Here is a 22,301-nt window from a genome sequence, read left to right as displayed (position 1 = left end):
CGCTTACTGCTTCGAATAAATCTCGGCGCCCATCTTGACGAACTCCACCGACTTGACCTGCATCCCCTGCTTCAATGCATCGATCTCGGAGATGCCTTCCTTGGCGGCGTAATCGCGCACTTCCTGGGTGATCTTCATGGAACAGAAGTGCGGGCCGCACATGGAGCAGAAGTGCGCCACCTTGGCCGAATCCTTGGGCAGGGTTTCGTCGTGGAATTCGCGCGCCTTGTCGGGATCGAGACCGATGTTGAACTGGTCTTCCCAACGGAATTCGAAGCGCGCCTTGGACAGCGCGTTGTCGCGGATCTGCGCACCCGGATGGCCCTTGGCCAGGTCGGCGGCGTGCGCGGCGATCTTGTAGGTGATGATGCCGTCCTTCACATCGGTCTTGTTGGGCAGGCCCAGGTGTTCCTTGGGCGTGACGTAGCACAGCATGGCCGTGCCATACCAGCCGATCTGGGCCGCGCCGATGCCGGAGGTGATGTGGTCATAGCCGGGCGCGATGTCGGTGGTCAAGGGGCCGAGGGTGTAGAACGGTGCTTCGTGGCACTGCTCCAGTTGCAGGTCCATGTTCTCCTTGATGAGATGCATAGGCACGTGGCCGGGGCCTTCGATCATCACCTGCACGTCGTGCTTCCAGGCGATCTGGGTCAGTTCACCCAGGGTGCGCAGTTCGCCCAGCTGGGCTTCGTCGTTGGCGTCGTAGATCGAACCGGGACGCAGGCCATCGCCCAGGCTGAAGCTGACGTCATAGGCCTTCATGATCTCGCAGATCTCTTCGAAGTGTTCGTAGAGGAAGGATTCGCGGTGATGCGCCAGGCACCACTTGGCCATGATGGAACCGCCACGCGAGACGATGCCGGTCATGCGCTTGGCCGTCAGCGGCACGTATTGCAGACGCACGCCAGCGTGGATGGTGAAGTAGTCCACGCCCTGCTCGGCTTGCTCGATCAGGGTATCGCGGAAGATTTCCCAGGTCAGGTCTTCGGCCTTGCCGTTGACCTTTTCCAGGGCCTGGTAGATCGGCACGGTGCCGATGGGCACCGGCGAATTGCGGATGATCCACTCACGGGTTTCGTGGATGTTCTTGCCGGTGGACAGGTCCATGACGTTGTCGCCGCCCCAGCGGATGGCCCAGGTCATCTTTTCCACTTCCTCGCCGATGGAAGAGGTCACCGCCGAGTTGCCGATGTTGGCGTTGATCTTGACCAGGAAATTGCGGCCGATGATCATCGGTTCCACTTCCGGATGGTTGATGTTGGCGGGGATGATGGCGCGGCCGCGCGCCACCTCATCACGCACGAATTCCGGCGTGATCTCGGCGGGGATGGAAGCGCCGAAGGACTGGCCGGGATGCTGACGGCCCATCAGGTCGGCCAGCTTGTTGCCCATCGGGCCGGAAGCCTTCAGCTGCTCCAGATATTCCTTGCGACGCAGGTTTTCGCGGATGGCGATGAACTCCATCTCGGGCGTGATGATCCCACGGCGCGCGTAGTGCATCTGGGTGACGTTGGCGCCCGCCTTGGCGCGGCGCGGCTTGCGGTGCAGGTTGAAGCGCAGCTCGGCCAGGGCCGGGTCGTTCAGGCGCTGCTGGCCGTATTCTGAAGTCGGGCCGGGCAGCTCCTCGGTATCGTCGCGCTCGAGGATCCAGGGCAGGCGCGGGGTGGACAGGCCGGCGCGGATGTCGATCTTCACCTCCGGGTCGGTATAGGGGCCGGAGGTGTCATAGACGTAGATGGGCGGGTTCTTTTCCGAACCGAACATGGCCGGCGTGTCGGCCTGGCTGATCTCGCGCATGGGCACGCGGATGTCCGGGCGCGAGCCGGTCACGTAGATCTTGCGGGAATTCGGCAGGGGCTGGATGGCTGCCTCATCGACGGTGGCCGTCGCGGACAGGAATTTCGGGTTGGCATTCATTTCGGCTCCTTTGCTTGATGACTCATGGCTCGGAGCCAGCAAAGGAGGTTGCGGAAGAGGACGGGCGGCGTGGAGGTGATACAGGGCCGTGGGTACGTCAAGCTGCCGGTTGCTTCCCTTCGCTGGCATTATCCAGATCAGGTTCAAGGGTATTTCTCACCCGGCTACCCAAGCATGAGCTTGAGCGCCAGGACCCCTAGCGGTGCGACGCTGGCTGCTTGCGCAGTCCTTGTCGTGGGCCGGATTCTACTCCAATTGGCGTGAGGAACAAGGTTTCATTTCGGATGGGTTGAGTGTGCAGCGCAACATTCCGGACCCGATTCTAGAAAGTTGCAGGAACGCAGAGGACCGTTTTCACGCTCGAAAGTGATGTCCTCGCAACCGAACAGTGGAGAACGCCGCATGAATTCAACAAGGGAAAGCTCCTTCGTCTCTGGCTGAAGGATTTCATTTTCTTCCATCACTAACTCCTCAAATTCAATTCCCACGGGAAACTAGCAGAAAACGCGTGAATGTCGGCTAAATTGGGCATCTTCAAGGCCCAATTTCACACCTCTGCGAGATTTGCCCTATCCGTCCCTTATAATGTTGGGTTTCGCAAAAACACACGTCAAATCATGGAATTAGCCAAGTCGTTCGAGCCCGCCGAGATTGAGAAATTCTGGCGCGAGGAGTGGGAAAAGCGCGGTTACTTCGCCGCCACCACCGACGCGGAGAAGCCCTCGTTTTCCATCCAGCTGCCGCCGCCCAATGTGACCGGCACCCTGCACATGGGTCACGCGTTCAACCAGACCATCATGGATGGCTTGACACGCTACCACCGCATGCGCGGCTACAACACCGCCTGGATCCCCGGCACCGACCACGCCGGTATCGCCACCCAGATCGTGGTGGAACGCCAGCTGGATGCACAGAAGGTCTCGCGCCACGACCTGGGCCGTGAAAAATTCGTCGAGAAGGTGTGGGAGTGGAAGGAAAAATCCGGCTCCACCATCACCGGCCAGATGCGCCGCATGGGCGCCTCCACCGACTGGGCCCGCGAATACTTCACGATGGACCCGAAGATGTCCAAGGTCGTCACCGAAGTCTTCGTGCGCCTCTACGAGCAGGGTCTGATCTATCGCGGCAAGCGCCTGGTGAACTGGGACCCGGTGCTGGGCACCGCGGTCTCCGACCTGGAAGTGGTGTCGGAAGAAGAAGACGGTTCCATGTGGCACATCAAGTACCCGCTGGCCGATGGCAGCGGCCATATCGTGGTCGCCACCACCCGTCCGGAAACCATGCTGGGCGACGTCGCCGTGGCGGTGGACCCGACTGACGAACGCTACGCCGCGCTGGTGGGCAAGATGATCAAGCTGCCGCTGGTGGGCCGCGAGATCCCCATCATCAAGGATGAATACGTCGACAAGGAATTCGGCACCGGCTGCGTGAAGATCACCCCGGCCCACGACTTCAACGACTACCAGGTCGGCGCACGCCACAACCTGGAAATGATCAGCGTCTTCACCTTGAAGGCCACTATCAACGAGAACGCGCCCGAGAAGTACCAGGGCCTGGACCGCTTCGAGGCGCGCAAGCAGATCGTGGCCGATCTGGACGCGCTGGGCCTGTTGGAACAGGTCAAGCCGCACAAGCTGATGGTGCCGCGTGGCGACCGTACCGGCGTGGTGATCGAGCCGATGCTGACCGACCAATGGTTCGTGGCCATGAGCAAGCCGGCGCCGGAAGGGACCTTCTTCCCCGGCAAGTCGATTGCCGAGACCGCACTGGAAAAGGTTTCTTCGGGCGAGATCAAGTTCGTGCCCGAGAACTGGACCAATACCTACAACCAGTGGCTCAACAACATCCAGGACTGGTGTATCTCGCGCCAACTGTGGTGGGGCCATCAGATCCCGGCCTGGTACGACGAGGACGGCGGCATCTACGTGGCCCGCACCGAAGAAGAAGCCCGTGCGCAAGCCGGCGGCCGTGCCGTCAAGCGCGATGAAGACGTGCTCGATACCTGGTTCTCCTCGGCGCTGGTGCCCTTCTCCACCCTGGGCTGGCCGGAAGAAACGCCGGACTACAAGCTGTTCCTGCCCTCCTCGGTGCTGGTGACGGGCTTCGACATCATCTTCTTCTGGGTGGCGCGCATGGTCATGATGACCACGCACTTCACCGGCAAGGTGCCGTTCGACACCGTCTACGTCCACGGCCTGGTGCGCGATGCCTCGGGCCAGAAGATGTCCAAGTCCAAGGGCAACACCCTGGACCCGATCGACCTGATCGATGGCATCGGCGTGGACGAGCTGGTGGCCAAGCGTACGGTCGGCCTGATGAATCCCAAGCAGGCGGCCAGCATTGAGAAGGCCACCCGCAAGGAATTCGCCGATGGCATCCCGGCCTTCGGCACCGATGCGCTGCGTTTCACCTTCGCCTCGCTGGCGACCCTGGGCCGCAACATCAACTTCGACCTGAACCGCTGCGAAGGCTATCGCAACTTCTGCAATAAGCTCTGGAACGCCACCCGCTTCGTGCTGATGAATACCGAAGGCCAGGACTGCGGTTTCGACGGCCACGAGAAGGGCGTCTGCGACAAGGAAAAGCTGCAGTTCTCCAAGGCTGACCGCTGGATCGTGTCGCTCTTGCAGCGGACCGAAGCCGAAGTGGAAAAGGGCTTTGCCGACTACCGCTTCGACAACATCGCCACGGCCATCTACAAGTTCGTCTGGGACGAGTACTGCGACTGGTATCTGGAAATGGCCAAGGCCCAGATCCAGAGCGGCAATGAAGCGCAACAGCGCGCCACCCGCCGCACCCTCTTGCGCGTGCTGGAAAGCGTGCTGCGCCTGGCGCATCCGGTGCTGCCCTTCATTACCGAACAGCTGTGGCAAAGCGTCGCGCCGCTGACCGATCGCAAGCCCGATCCGGCGGGCGATTCCATCATGCGCCAGGCCTATCCGCGTCCGGACCTGGAGAAGATCGATGCCGAAGCCGAAGCCTGGGTCGCCCAGTTCAAGGCCTACACCGACGCCTGCCGCAACCTGCGCGGCGAGATGCAACTGGCGCCGTCGCTGCGCGTGCCGCTGATCGTGGAAGCCGCCGATGCGTCGGCCGTGGAATCCTTCCTGCCCTACCTGCAAGGCCTGGTGCGCCTGTCGGAAACCACGGTGGTGGCGCAGTTGCCGGAGTCGCCGGCGCCGGTGGCCATCGTCGGCGAAGTCAAGCTGATGCTGAAGGTGGAAATCGACGTGGCCGCCGAGCGCGAACGCCTGGGCAAGGAAGTCACCCGCCTGACCGCCGAGATCGCCAAGGCCAATGGCAAGCTGTCCAACGAAAGCTTCGTGGCCCGTGCGCCCGAGGCGGTGGTGGCGCAGGAGAAGGAACGCGTTGCCAACTTCAGCGCTACGCTGGAAAAGGTGAAGGAACAACTGGCCAAGCTAAAGTAAGCCGGCCCGCTTCCTGCCAAAGCCGTCGTCCCCTTGTGGGGCGGCGGCTTTTGTTTTTTGTGCTTGCCTTGTGCAGCGGGCTTGTCTAGACTGGATCGAATAAATTAGAACAATCGTGCTTTTTTATGGCATTTGAATGGATAACAGGAGACCAACCATGCCCCGTATTACCTCCCCTTCCCATCTGCTCGCCCTGTCACTGCTGGCCACCAGCCTGTTGACCAGCACCGCTGCCTGGGCCGACGGTTCGCCGGTCGGTCTGTGGAAAAGCATCGATGACGCCACCGGCAAGCCCAAGGCCCTGATCCGCATCAGCGAGAACAATGGCGAACTGAGCGGCAAGATCGAGAAGCTCTTCCGTGCGCCAGAAGAAGACCAGAACCCGGTCTGCCAGAAATGCGAGGGGGAGTTGAAGGACAAGCCGATCATCGGCATGACCATCCTGTCGGGCCTGAAGAAGGATGGGGATGAGTACAACGGCGGCCAGATCATCGATCCGGCCAATGGCAAGGTCTACAAGAGCAAGCTCTCGGTCATCGATGACGGGCAGAAGCTCAACGTGCGCGGTTATGTCGGCATGCCCATGCTGGGGCGCACCCAGACCTGGTTGCGCGAACAATAAACGCAGGGCGCTCAGACCGGACGTGAGGCCTTGAGCACGTAGCGGTCCAGCTCGCGGGCGAAGGCGCGGCCATCGCCGGCGCTGAAGGCGGCCGGGCCGCCGGTTTCCACGCCGCTGCTGCGCAGCTCTTCCATGAAATTGCGGGTGCTGAGGTGATGGCCGATGTTCTGGGCCGTATAGAGTTCGCCGCGCGGATTGAGCGCCAGCGCGCCCTTGGCCACCACCTCGGCGGCCAGCGGGATATCGGCGGTGACAACCAGATCGCCGGACGCGACCAGGCGGGCGATCTCGCGGTCGGCGACGTCAAAGCCGGCGGGCACCACCATGGACTTGATGTAGCGCGAAGGCGGCGTGCGCAAGGGCCGGTTGGCTACCAGCGTGACGGTGATCGTGGTGCGGTCGGCCACCCGGAACAGCATGTCCTTGATGACGCCCGGACAGGCGTCGGCATCGACCCAGATCGCCATCAGCGCAACAGGTCCCGGCTCAGACGAAGGAGACGGTCAGGCCCGGCAGGGTCACGCCGGAGAAGGCCGTGGTCCAGGTCTGGCCCGGCTCGATGGGACAGGCGTCGGTCCAGGTGCCGGTGGTGATGATCTCGCCGGCCTGCAGCTTGCGGAAGCGGGTCTGCTTCTGCAGCAGCTGGTGCAGGTGCCACAGGGCATGCAGGGGGCTGTCCATCTCGTCATTGCAGAAACCGGCGGCGCGCAGGACGCTGGCGGACTCGGTGCTGCAGGACAGGGACACGCTGGCGCTGGCCAGGATCTGCGGCAGGTGATGCCGGCTGGCCGAGGACAGCACATGCGGCTCGCCCACGATCAAGGTGCCATGCAGGCCGAAGGCGGCAATCGAGTCGGCTACAGTGAATTCCCATTTCGGGAAGGGGCAGACCACGATCTCGAAACCGTGCGCCATCCATTCCAGGCAGTCGGCCAGTTCTTCCAGCGAGGCATTCGGTGCCGGCGTCTTGCCCAGCTTGAAGACGATCTCCGGTTCGATGCGCGGTTGCACCGCGCCGGTCAGCGACTGCAGGCCGTGATTGTCTTCGGCGAAGCGCACGGTGGTATCGTACATCGGCGCCCAGGTCGGGATGCGGGCATCATCGATGATGCCGTAGCGTTCCCAGTTCTTGCGCACCACAAAACCGATCTTGCGGCCAATGGGCTGCTCGCCCTGGGCCACGCGGATGTTGCGGATGTTGTGGGCGATCTCGTAGGCGTCTTCTACCGACAGCGGTTCGGACTCGGAAATGCGCGGGATGACCTTGGACTGGGCGCGGGCATCCAGCAACTGATGCGCGTATCGAAGGGCTTGGCTCGACATTAGCATGGAGGGCTCACATCGAAAGATAGTGAATAGCTATCCATTGTCGATGACGATTAGTTTTTGCACAAGCAAAAACTCGCTTTTATACGAGATCTGACAAAAATTTCATCAGTCTATGCGGCACTGTGCGGCGCTGTTGTTCAGCTACCGGGAAAGGCTTGGACAGCAGGCGCCGACCGGCTTCAGCCACCCCATAGGTCGCCATTGGGGCTGGTGCGCGGCGCCGTCACGCCGAAGTGCTGGTAGGCCGCGCCGGTGGCGATACGGCCACGGGGGGTGCGCTGCAGGTAGCCTTGCTGGATCAGGTAGGGTTCCAGCACGTCTTCGATGGTGTCGCGTTCTTCACCGATGGCTGCGGCCAGGTTGTCCAGCCCGACCGGGCCGCCGCCGAACTTGAACAGCACTGCCTCCAGGAGCTTGCGGTCCATCAGGTCGAAACCGACCGGGTCCACATCCAGCATCACGAGGGCGGCATCGGCCATCTCGCGGGTGATGCGGCCCTGGCCCTTGACCTCGGCATAGTCGCGCACGCGGCGTAGCAGGCGGTTGGCGATACGCGGGGTGCCACGGCTGCGGCGGGCGATTTCCAGCGCGCCGTCCTCGACGATGGGGGCATTCAACAGCCCGGCGCTGCGGGTGACGATGCGGGCCAGCTCGGGCGGGGTGTAGAACTCCAGCCGGGCGACGATGCCGAAGCGGTCGCGCAGCGGGTTGGTCAACATGCCGGCGCGGGTGGTGGCGCCCACCAGGGTGAAGGGTTGCAGGTCCAGGCGCACCGAACGGGCGGCCGGGCCTTCGCCGATCATGATGTCGATCTGATAATCCTCCAGCGCTGGGTAGAGGATTTCCTCCACCACGGGCGACATGCGGTGGATCTCGTCGATGAAGAGCACATCATTGGCCTCGAGATTGGTGAGCAAGGCGGCCAGGTCGCCGGCGCGCTCCAGCACGGGGCCTGAGGTCTGGCGCAGGTTCACGCCCATCTCGCGGGCGATGATGTGGGCCATGGTGGTCTTGCCCAGGCCGGGCGGGCCGAACAGCAGGGTGTGGTCAAGCGGCTCGCCGCGCTTGCGGGCGGCGGAGATGAAGATTTCCAGCTGGGCGCGCACCTTTTCCTGGCCGACGTATTCGTCCAGCTGCTTGGGCCGCAGGGCGCGCTCGATGGCTTCCTCGTTGGCCGAAGCCGGCGTGGCGGAGATGATGCGCTGTTCGGAGAAATCGTCGGTCTGGATGCTCATGCTCTAATCCTTGTCTGCCCTTTACCTGTGACCTGTGCATCAGCCCTTGGAAAGCGCCTTCAGGGCCAGCTTGATGCCGTCCGAGACGGTACTGTCCTTGGGCACCTGCTTCATGGCCAGGGTCGCTTCCTTGTCCGAATAGCCCAGCGCCAGCAGGGCGTTGAGAATGTCGGCGCTGGCGTCGCTGTGGACCACGCCGGCCACCGCGCCCAGATCGGCGCCGAGCTTGCCCTTCAACTCCAGCAGCAGGCGTTCGGCGGTCTTCTTGCCGATGCCGGGCACACGGGTGAGGCGACCGGCTTCCTGCAGGGTGACGGCCTGGGCCAGGTCGGCCACCGACATGCCCGAGAGGATGGACAGCGCGGTACGCGCGCCCACGCCCGAAATCTTGATCAGCTCCTTGAACGTATTGCGCTCTTCGGCAGTCCCAAACCCGAACAGGATGTGCGCATCCTCGCGGATGGCCAGGTGCGTCAGCAACGTGACCTTCTCGCCCAGGGCCGGCAGGTTGTAGTAGGTGCTCATGGGCACGGCCACTTCATAGCCGACGCCCTGGCAGTCCACCAGCAGGTTGGGGGGAAGTTTTTCGAGAAGAATTCCGGAGAGGCGACCGATCATGGCGTCAGTGGTGTGCGTGAGGTGCAGCTTCTGTGATAATCCCGGGATGATACAGCACTGTTCGGATAAACAGTATCCAAGCCCCCCTCACAGAGAGAAGACAAAGGAAAAACATGGCCGGCAGCGCCTTTTTTGCACTGATTGACGACATCGCCACCGTTCTCGACGATGTTTCCCTGATGACCAAGGTGGCGGCCAAGAAGACCGCCGGCGTGCTGGGCGACGACCTGGCCCTCAATGCCCAGCAGGTCGCCGGCGTGCGCGCCGAGCGCGAATTGCCGGTGGTGTGGGCGGTGGCCAAGGGCTCGCTGAAGAACAAGGCCATCCTGGTGCCCGCCGCCTTGGCCATCAGCGCCTTCATCCCCTGGGCGGTGACGCCGCTGTTGATGCTGGGCGGTGCTTTCCTGTGCTTCGAGGGCTTCGAGAAGCTGGCCCACAAATACCTGCCGCACGACGAAGAGCATCACGAAGTGGCCGCCAGGGCCCCCGAAGACATCGACCCGCTGGTCTACGAGCAGGAAAAGATCAAGGACGCTGTGCGCACCGACTTCATCCTCTCGGCCGAGATCATCGCCATCACGCTGGGCACTGTCGCCGGCGCGTCCCTGCAGCAGCAGATCACGGTGCTGGTGGGCATCGCGCTGATCATGACGGCGGGGGTGTATGGCCTGGTGGCGGGCATCGTCAAGCTCGATGATGGCGGCCTGTACCTGGTGCAGCACGCCAGCGCCAGCGCCTGGGGGCGCATCAAGGCCGGCATCGGTCGCGCCGTGCTGGCGGCCGCGCCGAAGATGATGCGCAGCCTGTCGGTGATCGGCACCATCGCCATGTTCATGGTCGGCGGCGGCATCCTGACGCATGGCCTGCCGTTCGCTCATCACGCCATCGAAGCGGCAGCGGTGGCCGTAGAGGGCGTGGCGGTGATCGGCCCGGTACTGGGCGCGATTGCTCCTGCGGTATTGAATGCGCTCTTTGGCGTGGTCGCCGGGGCGGTGGTGCTGGTGGTGGTGAAGCTGGCGCAGCGCGTGCTGTCGCTCTTCAGGAAGAAGAACTAACCGACCAGACGCCCGCCGCGCATGCGGATGCCCTTGCGCGCCAGCGCCGGGGCCAGTGCGCCGAGGTCGGACAAGACCCCTCCCCCATGCGCGTGGCAGATCGCCACGCCCAGGGCGTCGGCGGCATCGGTGCCGGGCAGCCCGGGCAGCTTGAGCAGCCGCGCCACCATTTCCTGCACCTGCGCCTTCTGGGCGCGTCCATGGCCGGCCACGGCCTGCTTGACCTGCAGGGCCGTGTATTCGGCCACCGCCAGGTCAGCCGCCACCAGCGCACAGATCGCCGCGCCACGGGCCTGCCCCAGCAGCAGCGTAGAGTGCGGGTTGACGTTGACGAACACCTTTTCGATGGCGGCGCAATCAGGCGTATAGGACTTCACCACTTCGCCCACGCTGGCCAGGATGACCTTGAGGCGAGAGGGAAGATCGCCGTCCGGCGTCTTGATGGTGCCGGAAGCGATGTAGGACAGTGTGTTGCCCTGCTTGTGGATGACCCCGAAACCGGTGGTACGCAAGCCTGGGTCGATACCGAGGATTTTCATGCCCGCCAGTCTAACCGATCAGGCGCTCAGGCAGGCGCTGGAACACTGCGCGGTCGGGACGCCTGGGAGGTCAGCAAGGTCCCCGGCGGCGCTCCAGGCGCACGACCCAGCGCTGGATGGCCGGACGCAGGCGCAGGAAGCCGCGATAGCTGCGCTCCATCAGCCACAGCATCCCTGGCAACCGCGCCAGACGCGCCAGCCAGCGCCAGCCGGGCAAGGTCTGCCACAGTTGCACGAAGGCCTCGGCGCCACTGAAGACCGCACCGTCCTCGCGACGCACATGAAAGCGCGCCAGCAACTGGGCGCGTGTGAGGCCCACGGGAAGTTCATCTGCCGGGATACAGGGCTGGCTGATATCACAGAAGCGCAAGGGCGCATCCTCGCCAATGCGCTGGTACAAGCCGATCTCCCGGCGACACAGCGGGCAGCCGCCGTCGTAGAGCACGGTCAGCTCGCCCTTGGAGGTGCGGCTGTCATCGCTCATCACGCCGCCCTTCGGCCGCCAGTAATTGCGCAGCCGTCTGCAGACCCTGGGTGCTGCGCCGCCACCATTGGGTAAACAGGTCGCAGGGCTTGTCCACCGGCGGGAACAGCGCCGGCGGATTCTGGCATTGCGCCCACAGCGGCAACCAGGGAGCCAGGTGAGGATCAAGCTGGCAGCGCACGCTGCGCGCAGCCTTCAAGGCGCGTCCGACGCTGGCGGCGTCGCCATGCCAGCGCAATGAAGTCAGCTCGCGCATGCGGCTGCCGACGAAGCGCCAACGGCGCTGGTCCCAGGGCCAGAGCAGGTGGAAGTCCGACAGGTACAGTCCCACCACCACGGTCTCCGGGCCAAGCGTGGCGGGCAGTTCGCCCAGGCTCCAGGGATGGACCAGCCAGACATCGCGGCCCGCGACGGCCTGGGCATCGGGAGCGCAGACGTCCAGGCTGCTGGGCGGCTCGGCCAGCAGGGCCGGTTCCTGGCAGCGCACTAGCCTGCGCCCGCCCGGTTCCGCCGGAACCGGGTCAGGCTGCAGGGCCAGCTCGCCCAGCGCCTCATAGCTGACATCAAGGGCCGTGCCCGGACTGTGCCACTGCGGCGGCGCGTACTTGGCCACGTTCTCGGCATTGAACAGGTAGGGCTTGTGACTGCCGGTCCCGGCCACCCATTGCCAGCTCAGGTGATTGCTGGCCAGGTCGCCGTCCAGCAGATGGCCCACCATCCAGTCCGCGCCGGCGCGCCAATGCACCTTGCGCAGATGCACGACATAGCTGGCCAGCCACATGCGGGCGTGGTTATGCAGGTTGCCGGTGGCGTAGAGGGTGCGCACGGCCTGGTCGATGACCGGCACGCCGGTAGCTCCCGCGCGAATGTCATCGGGCAGCTCGCGCGCATAGGCGGCCTCGGGCAAGGGGCCGGCGTGCAGGGAATCGAAGATGCGCGCCCCGCGACGCGACCAGACATAGCGATAGAAGGCGCGCCAGCCCAGTTCATAGACGAACTTGTGCTGCACCTCCAGCGGATAACGCTGACACACCCCCGCCAGCACGTCGCGCAGGCTGACCATGCCGTGCGTCAGATAGGGCGACAATCCGGTGACCGCGCCGTCGAGGCTGTTGCGGGTACGCGCATAGGCGCCGGGGCGCACGGCGGCGATGCGCTCGCGTGCGGCGGCCAGGGTGGGCAGCGGGGTCAGCAGGTCAAAAGAGGTGGGGGAAGCAGGGGAGGCAGAGGACACCAGAGCAGCAGGCTCGACCGCCTCCTCAGCCACGACCGTGTCGAGCAACAGATCGAATTGATGTTTCCGATACATGACGGCACTCCTCAAGGATCAGGCTGGACGCTGCGGCGACGACGACAGGCCTCTGAACAATATTTCACCTCGTCCCAGTTCCGCATCCAACTGCGCCGCCAGCTCATGGGCTGACCGCAGACCGCACAAGGCTTGCTGGGCAGGTAGGACTTGTTGCCGCGATGTCCTTTGACCCGGGTTTTCGGCTTCATGACTCAGGATTCTACAGAATTATCGATTCACGCTTGACTCATTGACGCAATATTATGCGTATAATCTGCGTCAAACCTGATTCACATTGAGATCATGACCGAGCCCATCCCCACCGCCCCCACCTCTTCCACTTCCTCGCCCGAGGAAAAAGGCCCTGCCCCACTGCGCCGCACCGGCGCCGTGGCGCGCATGCTGCGCATGCCGGTGGCCACGCTGCGCGTGTGGGAACGCCGCTACGCGCTGACCCAGGGGCAGTTGTCCCCCAGCGGACAGCGCCTGTATTCGGAAGCGGATGTGCGCCGGCTGGCGCTGATCCGCCAGCTGACCGAACTCGGTCATGCCATCGGCAGCCTGGCCGGGCTGGACATGGAGCAATTGCAGCAAGTCGCCGCCACCCACGCCGAACTGCACGCCGGCCGCCCCACCCCGCCGGAGGCAGTACAAGGGCGCTGGCGGCTGGCCGTGATCGGCTCCACCCTGGCGCAGCGCCTGGACAAGCCCGGCCTGCTGCAACGCCTGGGGCGTCCGCTGCAATTGCTGGGGCCGTTCGAGAACATCGAACAGGCGGCCATGGCCTTGAAGCGTGAAGAAGTGGACGCCCTGCTGCTGCACGAACCGCAACTGCACGCCGGCTGGCTGGGTGCGCTGGAGAGTTCGGCGCCGGCATTGAGCGGACTGCCGATGGCGGTGCTGTATGGATTTGCCAGCGAAGCGGTGTGCGAGACGCTGGCGGCGGTGGGCATCAGCCTGCTGCGCGCGCCGCAGCCGGACGTGGTGATCCTGCAGTGGCTGCGCGGACTGGTCGCCCTGTCTTCTCCCGCGCGCGAGGAGATGGCTGCCGGTACGGTGCTGCCACCGCGCCGCTGGAGCGACAACCAGCTCATCGCCTTCGCCAACCAGTCCACCACGGTGGCCTGCGAATGCCCGCGTCATGTGGCTGAACTGCTGATGCAGCTGTCGCAGTTCGAGCGCTACAGCGCGCAGTGCGCCAACCGCAATGTGGCGGATGCGCAATTGCATCAATACCTGCAGCAACTGACCTCGGAATCGCGCCAGCGCTTCGAGATGGCCTTGACGCGGATTGCCGAGCATGAAGGCTTGATCGCAGAGGGCGCGACATCCGCCGAGCTGGGTTGAGGCACTGCGCCTTGGCCCTGCCCGGTCCGAACGGGAGGCAGAGGCGGGTGCGGACGTGAAAAACAAAACGCCCGGCACGAAGCCGGGCGTCTTTGTCTGAGCGATCGGAGATCAGTGACGGAAGTGACGGGTACCGGTCAGCAGCATCACGACATCGCGCTCGTTGGCGGCATCGATGACTTCCTGGTCGCGCATGGAACCGCCCGGATGGATGACGCAGGTCGCACCCGCATCGACCACCACGTCCAGGCCATCGCGGAACGGGAAGAAGGCGTCCGAGGCCACGGCCGAACCCGCCAGGGTCAGGCCGGCGTTCTGGGCCTTGATGGAAGCGATGCGGGCCGAATCGATACGGCTCATCTGGCCAGCGCCCACGCCAAGGGTCATGCCATTGCCACAGAAGACGATGGCATTGGACTTGACGAACTTGGCCACGCGCCAGGCGAACATGAGGTCCTGCAGTTGCTGCGGGGTCGGCTGCTTCTTGCTGACCACCTTCACGTCGGCCAGCAGCACGTTCTTGGCATCGGGCGACTGCACCAGCAGGCCGCCACCGACGCGCTTGAAGTCATAGCCATTGAGGCCCGTGCCCAGCGGGATTTCCAGCAGGCGCACGTTCTGCTTGGCAGCGAAGATCTGCTTGGCCTCGGCGCTGAAGGACGGGGCAATCAGCACTTCCAGGAATTGCTTGGCCACGGCTTCGGCAGCGGCTGCATCCACTTCGCGGTTGAAGGCGATGATGCCGCCGAAGGCCGAGGTCGGGTCGGTCTGCAGGGCCTTGCTGTAGGCTTCCAGCGGGTTGGCGCCGATGGCCACGCCGCAGGGGTTGGCGTGCTTGATGATGACGCAGGCAGCTTCCGTGGCCGGGTCGAAGCTCTTCACGCATTCCCAGGCGGCGTCGGCGTCGGCGATGTTGTTGAAGGACAGTTCCTTGCCTTGCAGCTGGGTGTAGTTGGCCAGGGCGCCATCGACCTTCTTGATGTCGCGGTAGAAGGCGGCGCTCTGGTGCGGGTTCTCGCCGTAGCGCATGTCCTGGACCTTCTCGAAGTGCAGGTTCAGGGTCGACGGATAGGCGCTGCGGGTGCTGTGCTGCTTGTCTTCACCCAGGGAGGTGAAGTAGTTGGTGATGGCGCCATCGTATTGCGCGGTGTGGGCGAACACCTTCTTGGCCAGCGCGAAGCGCTTTTCGTAGGGCAGGTCGCCGCCGGACTTCAGCTCGGCCAGCACGCCTTCATAGTCGGTCGGGTCGCAGATGACGATCACGTCCTTGTGGTTCTTGGCCGAGGAACGCAGCATGGCCGGGCCGCCGATGTCGATGTTCTCGATCGCGTCTTCCAGCGAGCATTCCTCCTTGGCCACGGTCTGCTGGAACGGGTACAGGTTCACCACCACCATGTCGATGGTGGGGATGCCATGCTGTTGCAGGGCGGCGACGTGCTCGGGGAAATCACGACGGGCCAGGATGCCGCCATGCACCTTGGGATGCAGCGTCTTCACGCGTCCATCCAGCATTTCCGGGAAGCCGGTGTAGTCGGCCACTTCGGTGACCGGCACGCCATTGTCGGCCAGCAGCTTGGCGGTGCCGCCGGTGGACAGGATGTTGACGCCCATGGCGGACAGCGCGCGCGCGAAATCGAGCACGCCTGCCTTGTCGGATACGGAAATGAGTGCTTGTTTGATCATGGTAGGCAAGACTGGAAAAGGAAGGGAAACCTGAAAACCGTGAAAAGGAAGCTGCATGCCCGGCCGCGCCCACCCGCGTGGACGCCGGCCCGGCCGACTACAGCAGGCCGTGCTGCTGCAATTTCTTGCGCAGCGTGTTGCGGTTGATGCCGAGGATTTCGGCGGCCTGGGACTGGTTGCCCTCGGCGCGCGCCATCACGGTCTCGAAGACCGGCTTTTCGACGGTGGCCAGCACCATGTCGTAGACATTGGTGGGAAGCTGCTCACCAAGATCCCGGAAATACTTTTCCAGGCTCTTCTTGACGACATCCTCAATACTTTCTTTGCTCATTGCGTTGCTGCTTCTGTTCTTGTCGGCACTGCCCCGTGCTTGCCAAGACGTCCCGTTTTTCCCCTGAGACGCTGGCCATCGTGGCCCTGCCGTGTGGTTGATCAATTGCGCACCGCGCATCCGATACCCGTTCCTGTCCTGCCCTGCTCCTGCCTTGCCTGTCGCGCCATCGGCTTGGTCAGGCAGCCAGCGCCACCTCATCCACGGCCAGGCCGTATTGCAGGCGCTCGCCGAAGGCGGCCTGGCTGGCGAAGAACTGCCGCACGGCCTGCAACTGCTGCGCGCAATCCTCGATACGGTTCATGCTGCGGCGGAACTGCTCGCCGCCCGGCAGGTCGCGTACATACCAGCCGATGTGCTTGCGCGCCGTGCGCACGCCGAGGTAGTCGCCGTAGAACGCGTAATGGGCTTGCAGGTGCTCATCCATCAGCTGTTCGACTTCGCTCACCAGCGGCGCGGGCAGGTGTTCGCCGGTACGCAGGAAGTGGTCGATCTCGCGGAAGATCCAGGGGCGTCCCTGGGCGGCGCGACCGACCATGACGGCGTCAGCTTTGGTCAGGAGCAAGACGTCACGCGCCTTTTCGGGCGTCGTGATGTCGCCATTGGCCACCACCGGGATCTTCACGGCCGCCTTCACGGCCGCGATGGTCTCGTATTCCGCCTCGCCGCTGTAGCCGTCGGCGCGGGTGCGGCCGTGCAGCGTGAGCATGGCGATGCCGGCCGCTTCGGCGCGGGCAGCGATCTTCAGGGCGTTCTTGTTGGCGCGGTTCCAGCCGGTGCGGAATTTCAGCGTCACCGGCACATCCACCGCCGACACCACTGCATCGAGGATGCGCGCCACCAGTTCCTCGTCCTGCAGCAGGGCCGAACCGCACCAGCTGTTGCAGACCTTCTTGACCGGGCAGCCCATGTTGATGTCGATGATCTGCGCGCCGCGCTCGACGTTGTACTTCGCGCAATCGGCCAGCATGACGGGATCGGCCCCGGCGATCTGCACCGCCTTGGGTTCCATCTCGCCATCGTGGTTGATGCGGCGCGACGTCTTTTCGCTCTGCCACAGCCTCGGATCGGACGCTGCCATCTCGGAGACGGCATACCCTGCCCCCAGCTGCTTGCACAGCTGGCGGAACGGACGGTCGGTCACACCCGCCATGGGGGCGACGAACACGTTGTTGCGCAGGGAATAAGGCCCAATGTTCACGACGTGGATCAGGGGGAGGTTCGGGAAAGGGCGCTATTTTAGCGCGATTGCCGGCCCCGCCCAACAAGAATCGGGGGGTGGTTACATCTTTGGAGCTGATTATTTATTGGGCAAAATCAATTATTGATTAAACGCCAACTCCCTATATCACCGGGCAGGAATTTCACGCAGTTTGAACGAATGACAGGAGGCTGCTTGCCGAACGACGCAGGCCATCCAGGATGGAGGCTGCCAGCTCTGACGGGAAGCCTGGGGGCAGATCGGCTTGCACCTTGGCAATGACCTGCTCCGTCTGCTCGGCCAGTTCCTCCAGGATGGCAAGGGGGCCGTCGCCATTCTCGGCGACGATACCGAAATGACTACCCAGCGCCATCCAGTGTCGGGGCAGGATGTCCTTCATCTTGCGATGGGCATTCTTGGCGCGTACTGCCATGGCCATGGCCGCGCGATGGGGTGAGAGTTTGCCCGGCCCTTCGCCAATGAGCGGAAACACCGACAGCACGTCATACAGGGGCGTGGGTTCGTAGCGCCCCCCCGCCTTGAGGAACAGCGAGAAATTCTTGGCATGACCATCGGTGGCCCACAGCATCCAGAACAGCAGCTGCGCCTTGAAGAAATGCCGACGCGCGGCCACCGGATCGATAGCGCCGCCCAGCAAGGCCATGATCTCCTTCATGCCGGGGCCGCCATCGGCTTCATATTTCAACCAGGGAGAGATGCCGGTAGCCTGGCACATGTCTTCTTGCGGCAAGCGCAGCAGCATGGTCTGGCCGCTCGCGGGGTCCCGGCTCCAGCGGCGGTCGAAGCGTTCCACCGCCAGCACCTTCTGGTCTTCGAAACAGAAGATGTCACAGGCGGCGACCGGCATCCCATACGCGGCGAGGATGCGTGAGCACAGCCACTCATTCTCGACCGAATGGCGCAAATCGAGCTGGAGCCCGCCAACCAGGCCCATGGGCAGTTTCAGGATATGGGTGGTAGGCGTGGCGCCATGCGGCAAACACCATTGGTCAAGGTAACGCAGCAAGGCGGTCTTTTCCTGGGCGCCGGCAATGGAAAGCCGCAACTCTTCGCCCTGGGTCAGGGCCAGGGGCGTCGGTTCCATGGTCTGGCGCAGCAGTTCGGCCACCTCCCGTTCACGCAAGGGGCGGGCGTCAATGGTCCAGGACAGCTCAGGCGTGGCGCCAAGGGGCAATATCTGCAAGGCCCCCACGCAATCGCGGCCGGCTTCGCCCAGCAGGGCGAAGGCATCGGTATCGGCTGCCTGGTAACGGCGTGCCAGTCGCTCGCGAATGGCTTTGCTGTCAGGCAGCAGGTTTTCGAAATAATGCCTGACAAGGTCGCCGCGATGGGGAGGATTGCCCGGCCGGAAAGGAAGGGAAAGCGACAATGGCCGGCCGCTGGCGGAGACGACCCAGCGGGCGTCGTATTGCAGGCTGTCTCCTTGCGCTGTCAGCGCCCAGGTCCCCACGAAACTGCCATTCATCCACAGACCGAGCTCCTTCGGCTTGCGGCGGCGTGACGTTACCATTGGGGCGTATCCGAGGGGGAAGCAAGAGCGTCGGAGGGGGCCGCTTCGATCTTGCGCAACACCAGTTCGACGCCAAGGATATTGAGCAGCTCGATGAGGCGCTCAGCGCTCACCTTGTCGGCATTGCGCTCCAACGAGGACAGGTTCTGCTGGGTCACGCCCAGGCGACGCGCGACCTCGCTTTGGGTCAGGCCAGACTGCTTGCGATAGGCCTGCAACAGCTCAGGTAGCTGGCGGCCGGTGCGGACGGGAAATTCGCTCATACAACCCCTGCTACGTGATGACGTAAAAACAAAGCATACTTTGTTTTTTTGTTTTACGCACTACAGGTTGTATTTTCAAATTACAAATCAAAATTTGTATATTTGAATTACAAATGATGGCTTGTAAAATGTGGCTCGCCCTTAGCGATCCACCTCATCCAAGGTCTCCCGCTGCAGGTGCCCGATCTCGCCCCAGGAGCGGATATGGGCGCGCTGGCCATCCCAGTGCAGACGGTTGACGCTGGCGTTGAAGATGTCGAAGGTACGCGGCTGGGCGAAGGATGTCTGGCTGGCCCAGTGATGCACGCACTCCAGCACGCCGCCATGGGTGACGATGGCAACCTTGCCATAGCGGCCCGAGGCCAGCACCCGCTGCATGGCCTGGACCGAGCGTTCATAGAATTCGCGCATGGTCTCGGCCACGCGCTCGCCGGCGGGGTAGCGGAAGTCGGGATCGCGCGCCTTCCACTGGCGATAGGCGTCGGGATAGCGCGCCTCGATCTCGCTGTGGCGCAAACCCTCGAAGGCGCCATAGCAGCGCTCGCGCAGACCGGCATCGATCTGCACCGTCAATCCCGCCGTCCCTGCCACAGCTTGCGCGGTATCGCGGGCGCGCTGCAGGTCGCTGGCGAAGACGGCGTCGATGCCCTCCGCGGCCAGCGCCTCGCCCAGCGCCAGCACCTGGCGCTGGCCGGCGGCATTCAAGCCGATGTCGATATGCCCTTGCAGGCGCTTGTCCACGTTCCAGTCGGTTTCGCCGTGGCGGATCAGCAGGATCTCGGTCATGCAGGCAGTTCAGCTACGCGGTACCGCGTTGGGGTTGAGGGTGTAGAGGCCGGTGATGGAAGCCTGCTCCAGCACATGGTCGCGCAGCGCGGTCACCACCACCGAGCCTTCCAGGTTGCCGGCCACCGGCAGCTGTTCCACGTCCAGCGCATACAGGGTGAAGATGTAGCGGTGCACGAGCGCATCGTTCCACGGCGGGCAGGGGCCGTCGTAGCCGAAGTAGTCGCCGCGCATGTCGCCGTCGCCGGCAAACCAGCCGGTATAGTCGTTGATGCCCTGGCGGGCACCGGGCATGACCTCGCCCAGCACCGCCGGTCCCGGCTTGCCGCGTGCGGTCACGCCATTGCTGAACTGGCCGGCCTTGATCTCGGTGACGCTGGCGGGAATGTCCACCAGGGTCCAGTGATAGAAATCGACGCGGGGCAACTCCAACGGCACGGTCTTGCCTTCCTGGTTCACGTCGTCGCCGCGCGAAGGAACGTCCGGGTCATGCACCACCAGCGCCAGCGACTTGGTGCCGGCGGGCAGTTCGCTCCAGGCGAAGTGCGGATTGCGATTACCCGACAGGGCAACATGGGTCTTGGGGTCCATGACCGCGAAGGCGAATTCGCCGGGGATGGTTGCGCCGTCCTTGAAAGAATCGCTCCAGAATTTCATATCACCTCCTAAAGTAAGGCCACATTCAACACGCTTTACGAATTCATTTGGGGACGCACGGCCGGGCTTCAATGCCGGGCCGGTGTTTATTGCATCGCCACCGCTGGGGCCTTGGGCTTGACCTGCAGCCAGAAGGTCACCGGCCCGTCGTTGGTCAGCGACACCTTCATGTCAGCCCCGAAGCGGCCGGTGCCGACCTTGTCCTCACCGTGGCCGCTGCGCGCCTGCGCGACAAAGTGATCGAACAGTTGCCGTCCCAGTTCGGGCGTGGCCGCCGGGGTGAAGGACGGGCGCGTGCCGGAGTTGGTGTCGGCGGCCAGCGTGAATTGCGGGATCAGCAAGAGCCCGCCTTGCACGTCGGCAACACTGCGATTCATCTTGCCGGCCTCGTCGGCGAAGACGCGATAGGCCAGCAGTTTCTTGAGCAAGGCGTCGGCTTCGGCGGTGCTGTCGTTACGCTCGGCGCACACCAGCACCATGAGGCCAGTGCCGATGGCGCCCAGCGTCTGGCCGTCGACCACCACCGACGCCTGGCTGACCCGCTGCAACAGGGCAATCATGGACGCCCCAGCTTACGCCAGGGTGACGCGGGCGAACTTGCGCTTGCCCACCTGTACCACGCACTGGCCGGCCTCGACCTTCAAGCCCTTGTCGCTGATGACGGTGCCGTCGATGCGCACGCCGCCCTGCTCCACCATGCGCAGTGCTTCCGAGGTGGAGGCGCACAGGTTGGCCTGCTTCAACAACTGGCCAATGCCCAGCGGGGCGCCGGTCAGCGAGACTTCCGGGATGTCGTCCGGGATGCCGCCCTTGGAGCGGTTCACGAAGTCGGCCAGCGCATCTTCGGCGGCCTGTTGCGAGTGGAAGCGCGCCACGATTTCCTGGGCCAGGGCCACCTTGATGTCGCGCGGGTTCTTGCCGGCGTCGACCTCGGCCTTGTAGCCGGCGATCTCGGCCATGGAGCGGAACGACAGCAGGTCGTAGTAGCGCCACATCATCACGTCGGAAATGCTCATCACCTTGGCGAACATGGTGTTGGCCGGCTCGGTGATGCCGATGTAGTTGCCCTTGGACTTGGACATCTTTTCCACACCATCCAGGCCTTCCAAGAGCGGCATGGTCAGGATGCACTGAGGCTCCTGGCCAAAGTCCTTCTGCAGTTCGCGGCCCACCAGCAGATTGAACTTCTGGTCGGTGCCGCCCAGCTCCAGGTCGGACTTCAGCGCCACCGAGTCGTAGCCTTGCATCAGGGGATAGAGGAATTCATGCACCGAGATCGGCGTGCCTTCCTTGAAGCGCTTGGTGAAGTCGTCGCGCTCCATCATGCGCGCCACCGTGTAGCGCGAGGCCAGCTGGATCATGCCGCGGCTGCCCAGGGCGTCGCACCATTCGGAGTTGTAGCGGATCTCGGTCTTGGACGGATCCAGCACCAGGCTGGCCTGGGCGAAGTAGGTCTTGGCGTTGATCTCGATCTGCTCGCGCGACAGCGGCGGGCGGGTGGCGTTGCGGCCAGACGGGTCGCCGATCATGGAGGTGAAGTCGCCGATCAGGAAGATCACCTGGTGGCCCAGGTTCTGCAGCTGGCGCATCTTGTTCAACACCACCGTATGGCCCAGGTGCAGGTCGGGCGCAGTCGGGTCCAGGCCCAGCTTGATGCGCAGCGGCTGGCCGCTTTGCTCGGCGCGCGCCAGCTTCTGCGCGAATTCGCTCTCGATGAGCAGTTCGTCAATGCCGCGCTTGGTGATGGCCAATGCCTCCAGGACCTTGTCCGAAAGGGGCATTTTAGAAGGGGCTGCGGTAGGGGTAGACTGGTCTGCGTTCATCGATATAACTAAAAAATAGGCGTTTGTAGGACAGGACCGCGAAATCGTGTTGCTATAATTCCGACTTTCGTTTTTCTGCTGGGCGCCACGACGCCGCCTCAAAAAGCTCATCAGCAGAAAGGATATTCAACACCGTGCGTTGGTCATTCATACTACGCGGG

The 22,301-nt window shown here is 63.7% G+C and carries 22 protein-coding genes and 1 riboswitch; of the genes, 4 read left to right on the top strand and 18 right to left on the bottom strand.

The features are described from left to right. Positions 1-3: 3 nt before the first annotated feature. Positions 4-1,917, bottom strand: coding sequence for a phosphomethylpyrimidine synthase ThiC (gene thiC, locus ACP92_RS02120; protein ID WP_013232471.1), 1,914 nt, complete (start codon positions 1,915-1,917; stop codon positions 4-6). A 97-nt stretch (positions 1,918-2,014) separates the two neighbouring features. Beyond that, positions 2,015-2,125, bottom strand: a riboswitch (TPP riboswitch). 409 nt (positions 2,126-2,534) lie between these two features. Here thiC and ACP92_RS02115 point away from each other — a divergent pair. Together ACP92_RS02115 and ACP92_RS02110 are read left to right on the top strand one after the other, a co-directional pair. Next, a complete protein-coding gene (locus ACP92_RS02115; protein WP_041310031.1) occupies positions 2,535-5,345 on the top strand; it encodes a valine--tRNA ligase in 2,811 nt (936 codons plus the stop codon). A gap of 157 nt (positions 5,346-5,502) precedes the next feature. After that, positions 5,503-5,967, top strand: coding sequence for a DUF2147 domain-containing protein (locus ACP92_RS02110; RefSeq protein ID WP_013232469.1), 465 nt, complete (start codon positions 5,503-5,505; stop codon positions 5,965-5,967). An 11-nt stretch (positions 5,968-5,978) separates the two neighbouring features. Here ACP92_RS02110 and ACP92_RS02105 read toward each other — a convergent pair whose 3' ends face one another. The 4 genes from ACP92_RS02105 to ruvA form a co-directional block, all read right to left on the bottom strand. Next, the gene (locus tag ACP92_RS02105) at positions 5,979-6,434 is read right to left on the bottom strand and encodes a YaiI/YqxD family protein (protein ID WP_013232468.1); all 456 of its coding nucleotides are present in this window, start codon (positions 6,432-6,434) and stop codon (positions 5,979-5,981) included. 19 nt (positions 6,435-6,453) lie between these two features. Further along, a complete protein-coding gene (locus ACP92_RS02100) occupies positions 6,454-7,296 on the bottom strand; it encodes a 2-keto-4-pentenoate hydratase (RefSeq protein WP_013232467.1) in 843 nt (280 codons plus the stop codon). 179 nt (positions 7,297-7,475) lie between these two features. Further along, positions 7,476-8,531, bottom strand: coding sequence for a Holliday junction branch migration DNA helicase RuvB (gene ruvB / locus ACP92_RS02095; protein WP_013232466.1), 1,056 nt, complete (start codon positions 8,529-8,531; stop codon positions 7,476-7,478). A 39-nt stretch (positions 8,532-8,570) separates the two neighbouring features. Further along, positions 8,571-9,149, bottom strand: coding sequence for a Holliday junction branch migration protein RuvA (gene ruvA, locus ACP92_RS02090; protein WP_013232465.1), 579 nt, complete (start codon positions 9,147-9,149; stop codon positions 8,571-8,573). Between the two features lie 113 nt (positions 9,150-9,262). Here ruvA and ACP92_RS02085 point away from each other — a divergent pair, with 113 nt between their 5' ends. Beyond that, entirely contained in the window at positions 9,263-10,204 is a 942-nt protein-coding gene (locus ACP92_RS02085; protein WP_013232464.1) for a DUF808 domain-containing protein, read from the top strand. Here the strand turns inward: ACP92_RS02085 and ruvC are convergent. The 4 genes from ruvC to ACP92_RS24135 form a co-directional block, all read right to left on the bottom strand. Then, the gene (gene ruvC, locus ACP92_RS02080) at positions 10,201-10,743 is read right to left on the bottom strand and encodes a crossover junction endodeoxyribonuclease RuvC (RefSeq protein WP_013232463.1); all 543 of its coding nucleotides are present in this window, start codon (positions 10,741-10,743) and stop codon (positions 10,201-10,203) included. The genes ACP92_RS02085 and ruvC overlap by 4 nt on opposite strands. Before the next feature lie 70 nt (positions 10,744-10,813). Beyond that, the gene (locus tag ACP92_RS02075) at positions 10,814-11,227 is read right to left on the bottom strand and encodes a thiol-disulfide oxidoreductase DCC family protein (RefSeq protein ID WP_013232462.1); all 414 of its coding nucleotides are present in this window, start codon (positions 11,225-11,227) and stop codon (positions 10,814-10,816) included. Then, on the bottom strand, positions 11,217-12,536 hold the full coding sequence (locus tag ACP92_RS02070; protein WP_013232461.1) for an FAD-binding domain-containing protein: 1,320 nt from the start codon (positions 12,534-12,536) through the stop codon (positions 11,217-11,219). The genes ACP92_RS02075 and ACP92_RS02070 overlap by 11 nt, the downstream gene beginning before the upstream one ends. An 11-nt stretch (positions 12,537-12,547) precedes the next feature. Continuing rightward, entirely contained in the window at positions 12,548-12,727 is a 180-nt protein-coding gene (locus tag ACP92_RS24135; protein WP_081441873.1) for a DUF2256 domain-containing protein, read from the bottom strand. 94 nt (positions 12,728-12,821) lie between these two features. Here ACP92_RS24135 and ACP92_RS02065 point away from each other — a divergent pair, with 94 nt between their 5' ends. Then, on the top strand, positions 12,822-13,865 hold the full coding sequence (locus tag ACP92_RS02065) for a MerR family transcriptional regulator (protein ID WP_013232460.1): 1,044 nt from the start codon (positions 12,822-12,824) through the stop codon (positions 13,863-13,865). Positions 13,866-13,976: 111 nt separating this feature from the next. Here ACP92_RS02065 and purH read toward each other — a convergent pair whose 3' ends face one another. The 9 genes from purH to tyrS form a co-directional block, all read right to left on the bottom strand. Beyond that, positions 13,977-15,548, bottom strand: coding sequence for a bifunctional phosphoribosylaminoimidazolecarboxamide formyltransferase/IMP cyclohydrolase (purH, locus tag ACP92_RS02060; protein ID WP_013232459.1), 1,572 nt, complete (start codon positions 15,546-15,548; stop codon positions 13,977-13,979). 97 nt (positions 15,549-15,645) lie between these two features. Further along, positions 15,646-15,879: a Fis family transcriptional regulator gene (locus ACP92_RS02055; RefSeq protein WP_006463627.1), complete on the bottom strand. Its 234-nt coding sequence runs from the start codon at positions 15,877-15,879 to the stop codon at positions 15,646-15,648. 178 nt (positions 15,880-16,057) lie between these two features. Beyond that, positions 16,058-17,080: a tRNA dihydrouridine synthase DusB gene (gene dusB, locus ACP92_RS02050; RefSeq protein WP_013232458.1), complete on the bottom strand. Its 1,023-nt coding sequence runs from the start codon at positions 17,078-17,080 to the stop codon at positions 16,058-16,060. Positions 17,081-17,243: 163 nt separating this feature from the next. Continuing rightward, positions 17,244-18,611 carry a type II toxin-antitoxin system HipA family toxin gene (locus ACP92_RS02045; protein WP_013232457.1) on the bottom strand — a complete coding sequence of 456 codons (1,368 nt, stop codon included), beginning with the start codon at positions 18,609-18,611 and terminating at the stop codon, positions 17,244-17,246. Beyond that, positions 18,605-18,874, bottom strand: coding sequence for a helix-turn-helix domain-containing protein (locus ACP92_RS02040; protein WP_013232456.1), 270 nt, complete (start codon positions 18,872-18,874; stop codon positions 18,605-18,607). The genes ACP92_RS02045 and ACP92_RS02040 overlap by 7 nt, the downstream gene beginning before the upstream one ends. A 141-nt stretch (positions 18,875-19,015) precedes the next feature. Continuing rightward, positions 19,016-19,660 (bottom strand): histidine phosphatase family protein, encoded by a 645-nt coding sequence (locus tag ACP92_RS02035; RefSeq protein WP_013232455.1) that lies wholly within the window; start codon positions 19,658-19,660, stop codon positions 19,016-19,018. 9 nt (positions 19,661-19,669) lie between these two features. Then, entirely contained in the window at positions 19,670-20,317 is a 648-nt protein-coding gene (locus tag ACP92_RS02030) for a YbhB/YbcL family Raf kinase inhibitor-like protein (protein ID WP_013232454.1), read from the bottom strand. Positions 20,318-20,403: 86 nt separating this feature from the next. Next, the gene (dtd, locus tag ACP92_RS02025) at positions 20,404-20,877 is read right to left on the bottom strand and encodes a D-aminoacyl-tRNA deacylase (RefSeq protein WP_013232453.1); all 474 of its coding nucleotides are present in this window, start codon (positions 20,875-20,877) and stop codon (positions 20,404-20,406) included. Positions 20,878-20,889: 12 nt separating this feature from the next. Continuing rightward, complete coding sequence (gene tyrS, locus ACP92_RS02020; protein ID WP_041310028.1) at positions 20,890-22,140, bottom strand: tyrosine--tRNA ligase; 1,251 nt, start codon at positions 22,138-22,140, stop codon at positions 20,890-20,892. Between the last annotated feature and the right edge of the window lie 161 nt (positions 22,141-22,301).

This window comes from Herbaspirillum seropedicae (assembly GCF_001040945.1).
Lineage (GTDB): Bacteria > Pseudomonadota > Gammaproteobacteria > Burkholderiales > Burkholderiaceae_D > Herbaspirillum > Herbaspirillum seropedicae.
Note: the sequence above shows the minus strand (reverse complement) of the source record. Positions and strands in the feature narration are given on the sequence as shown.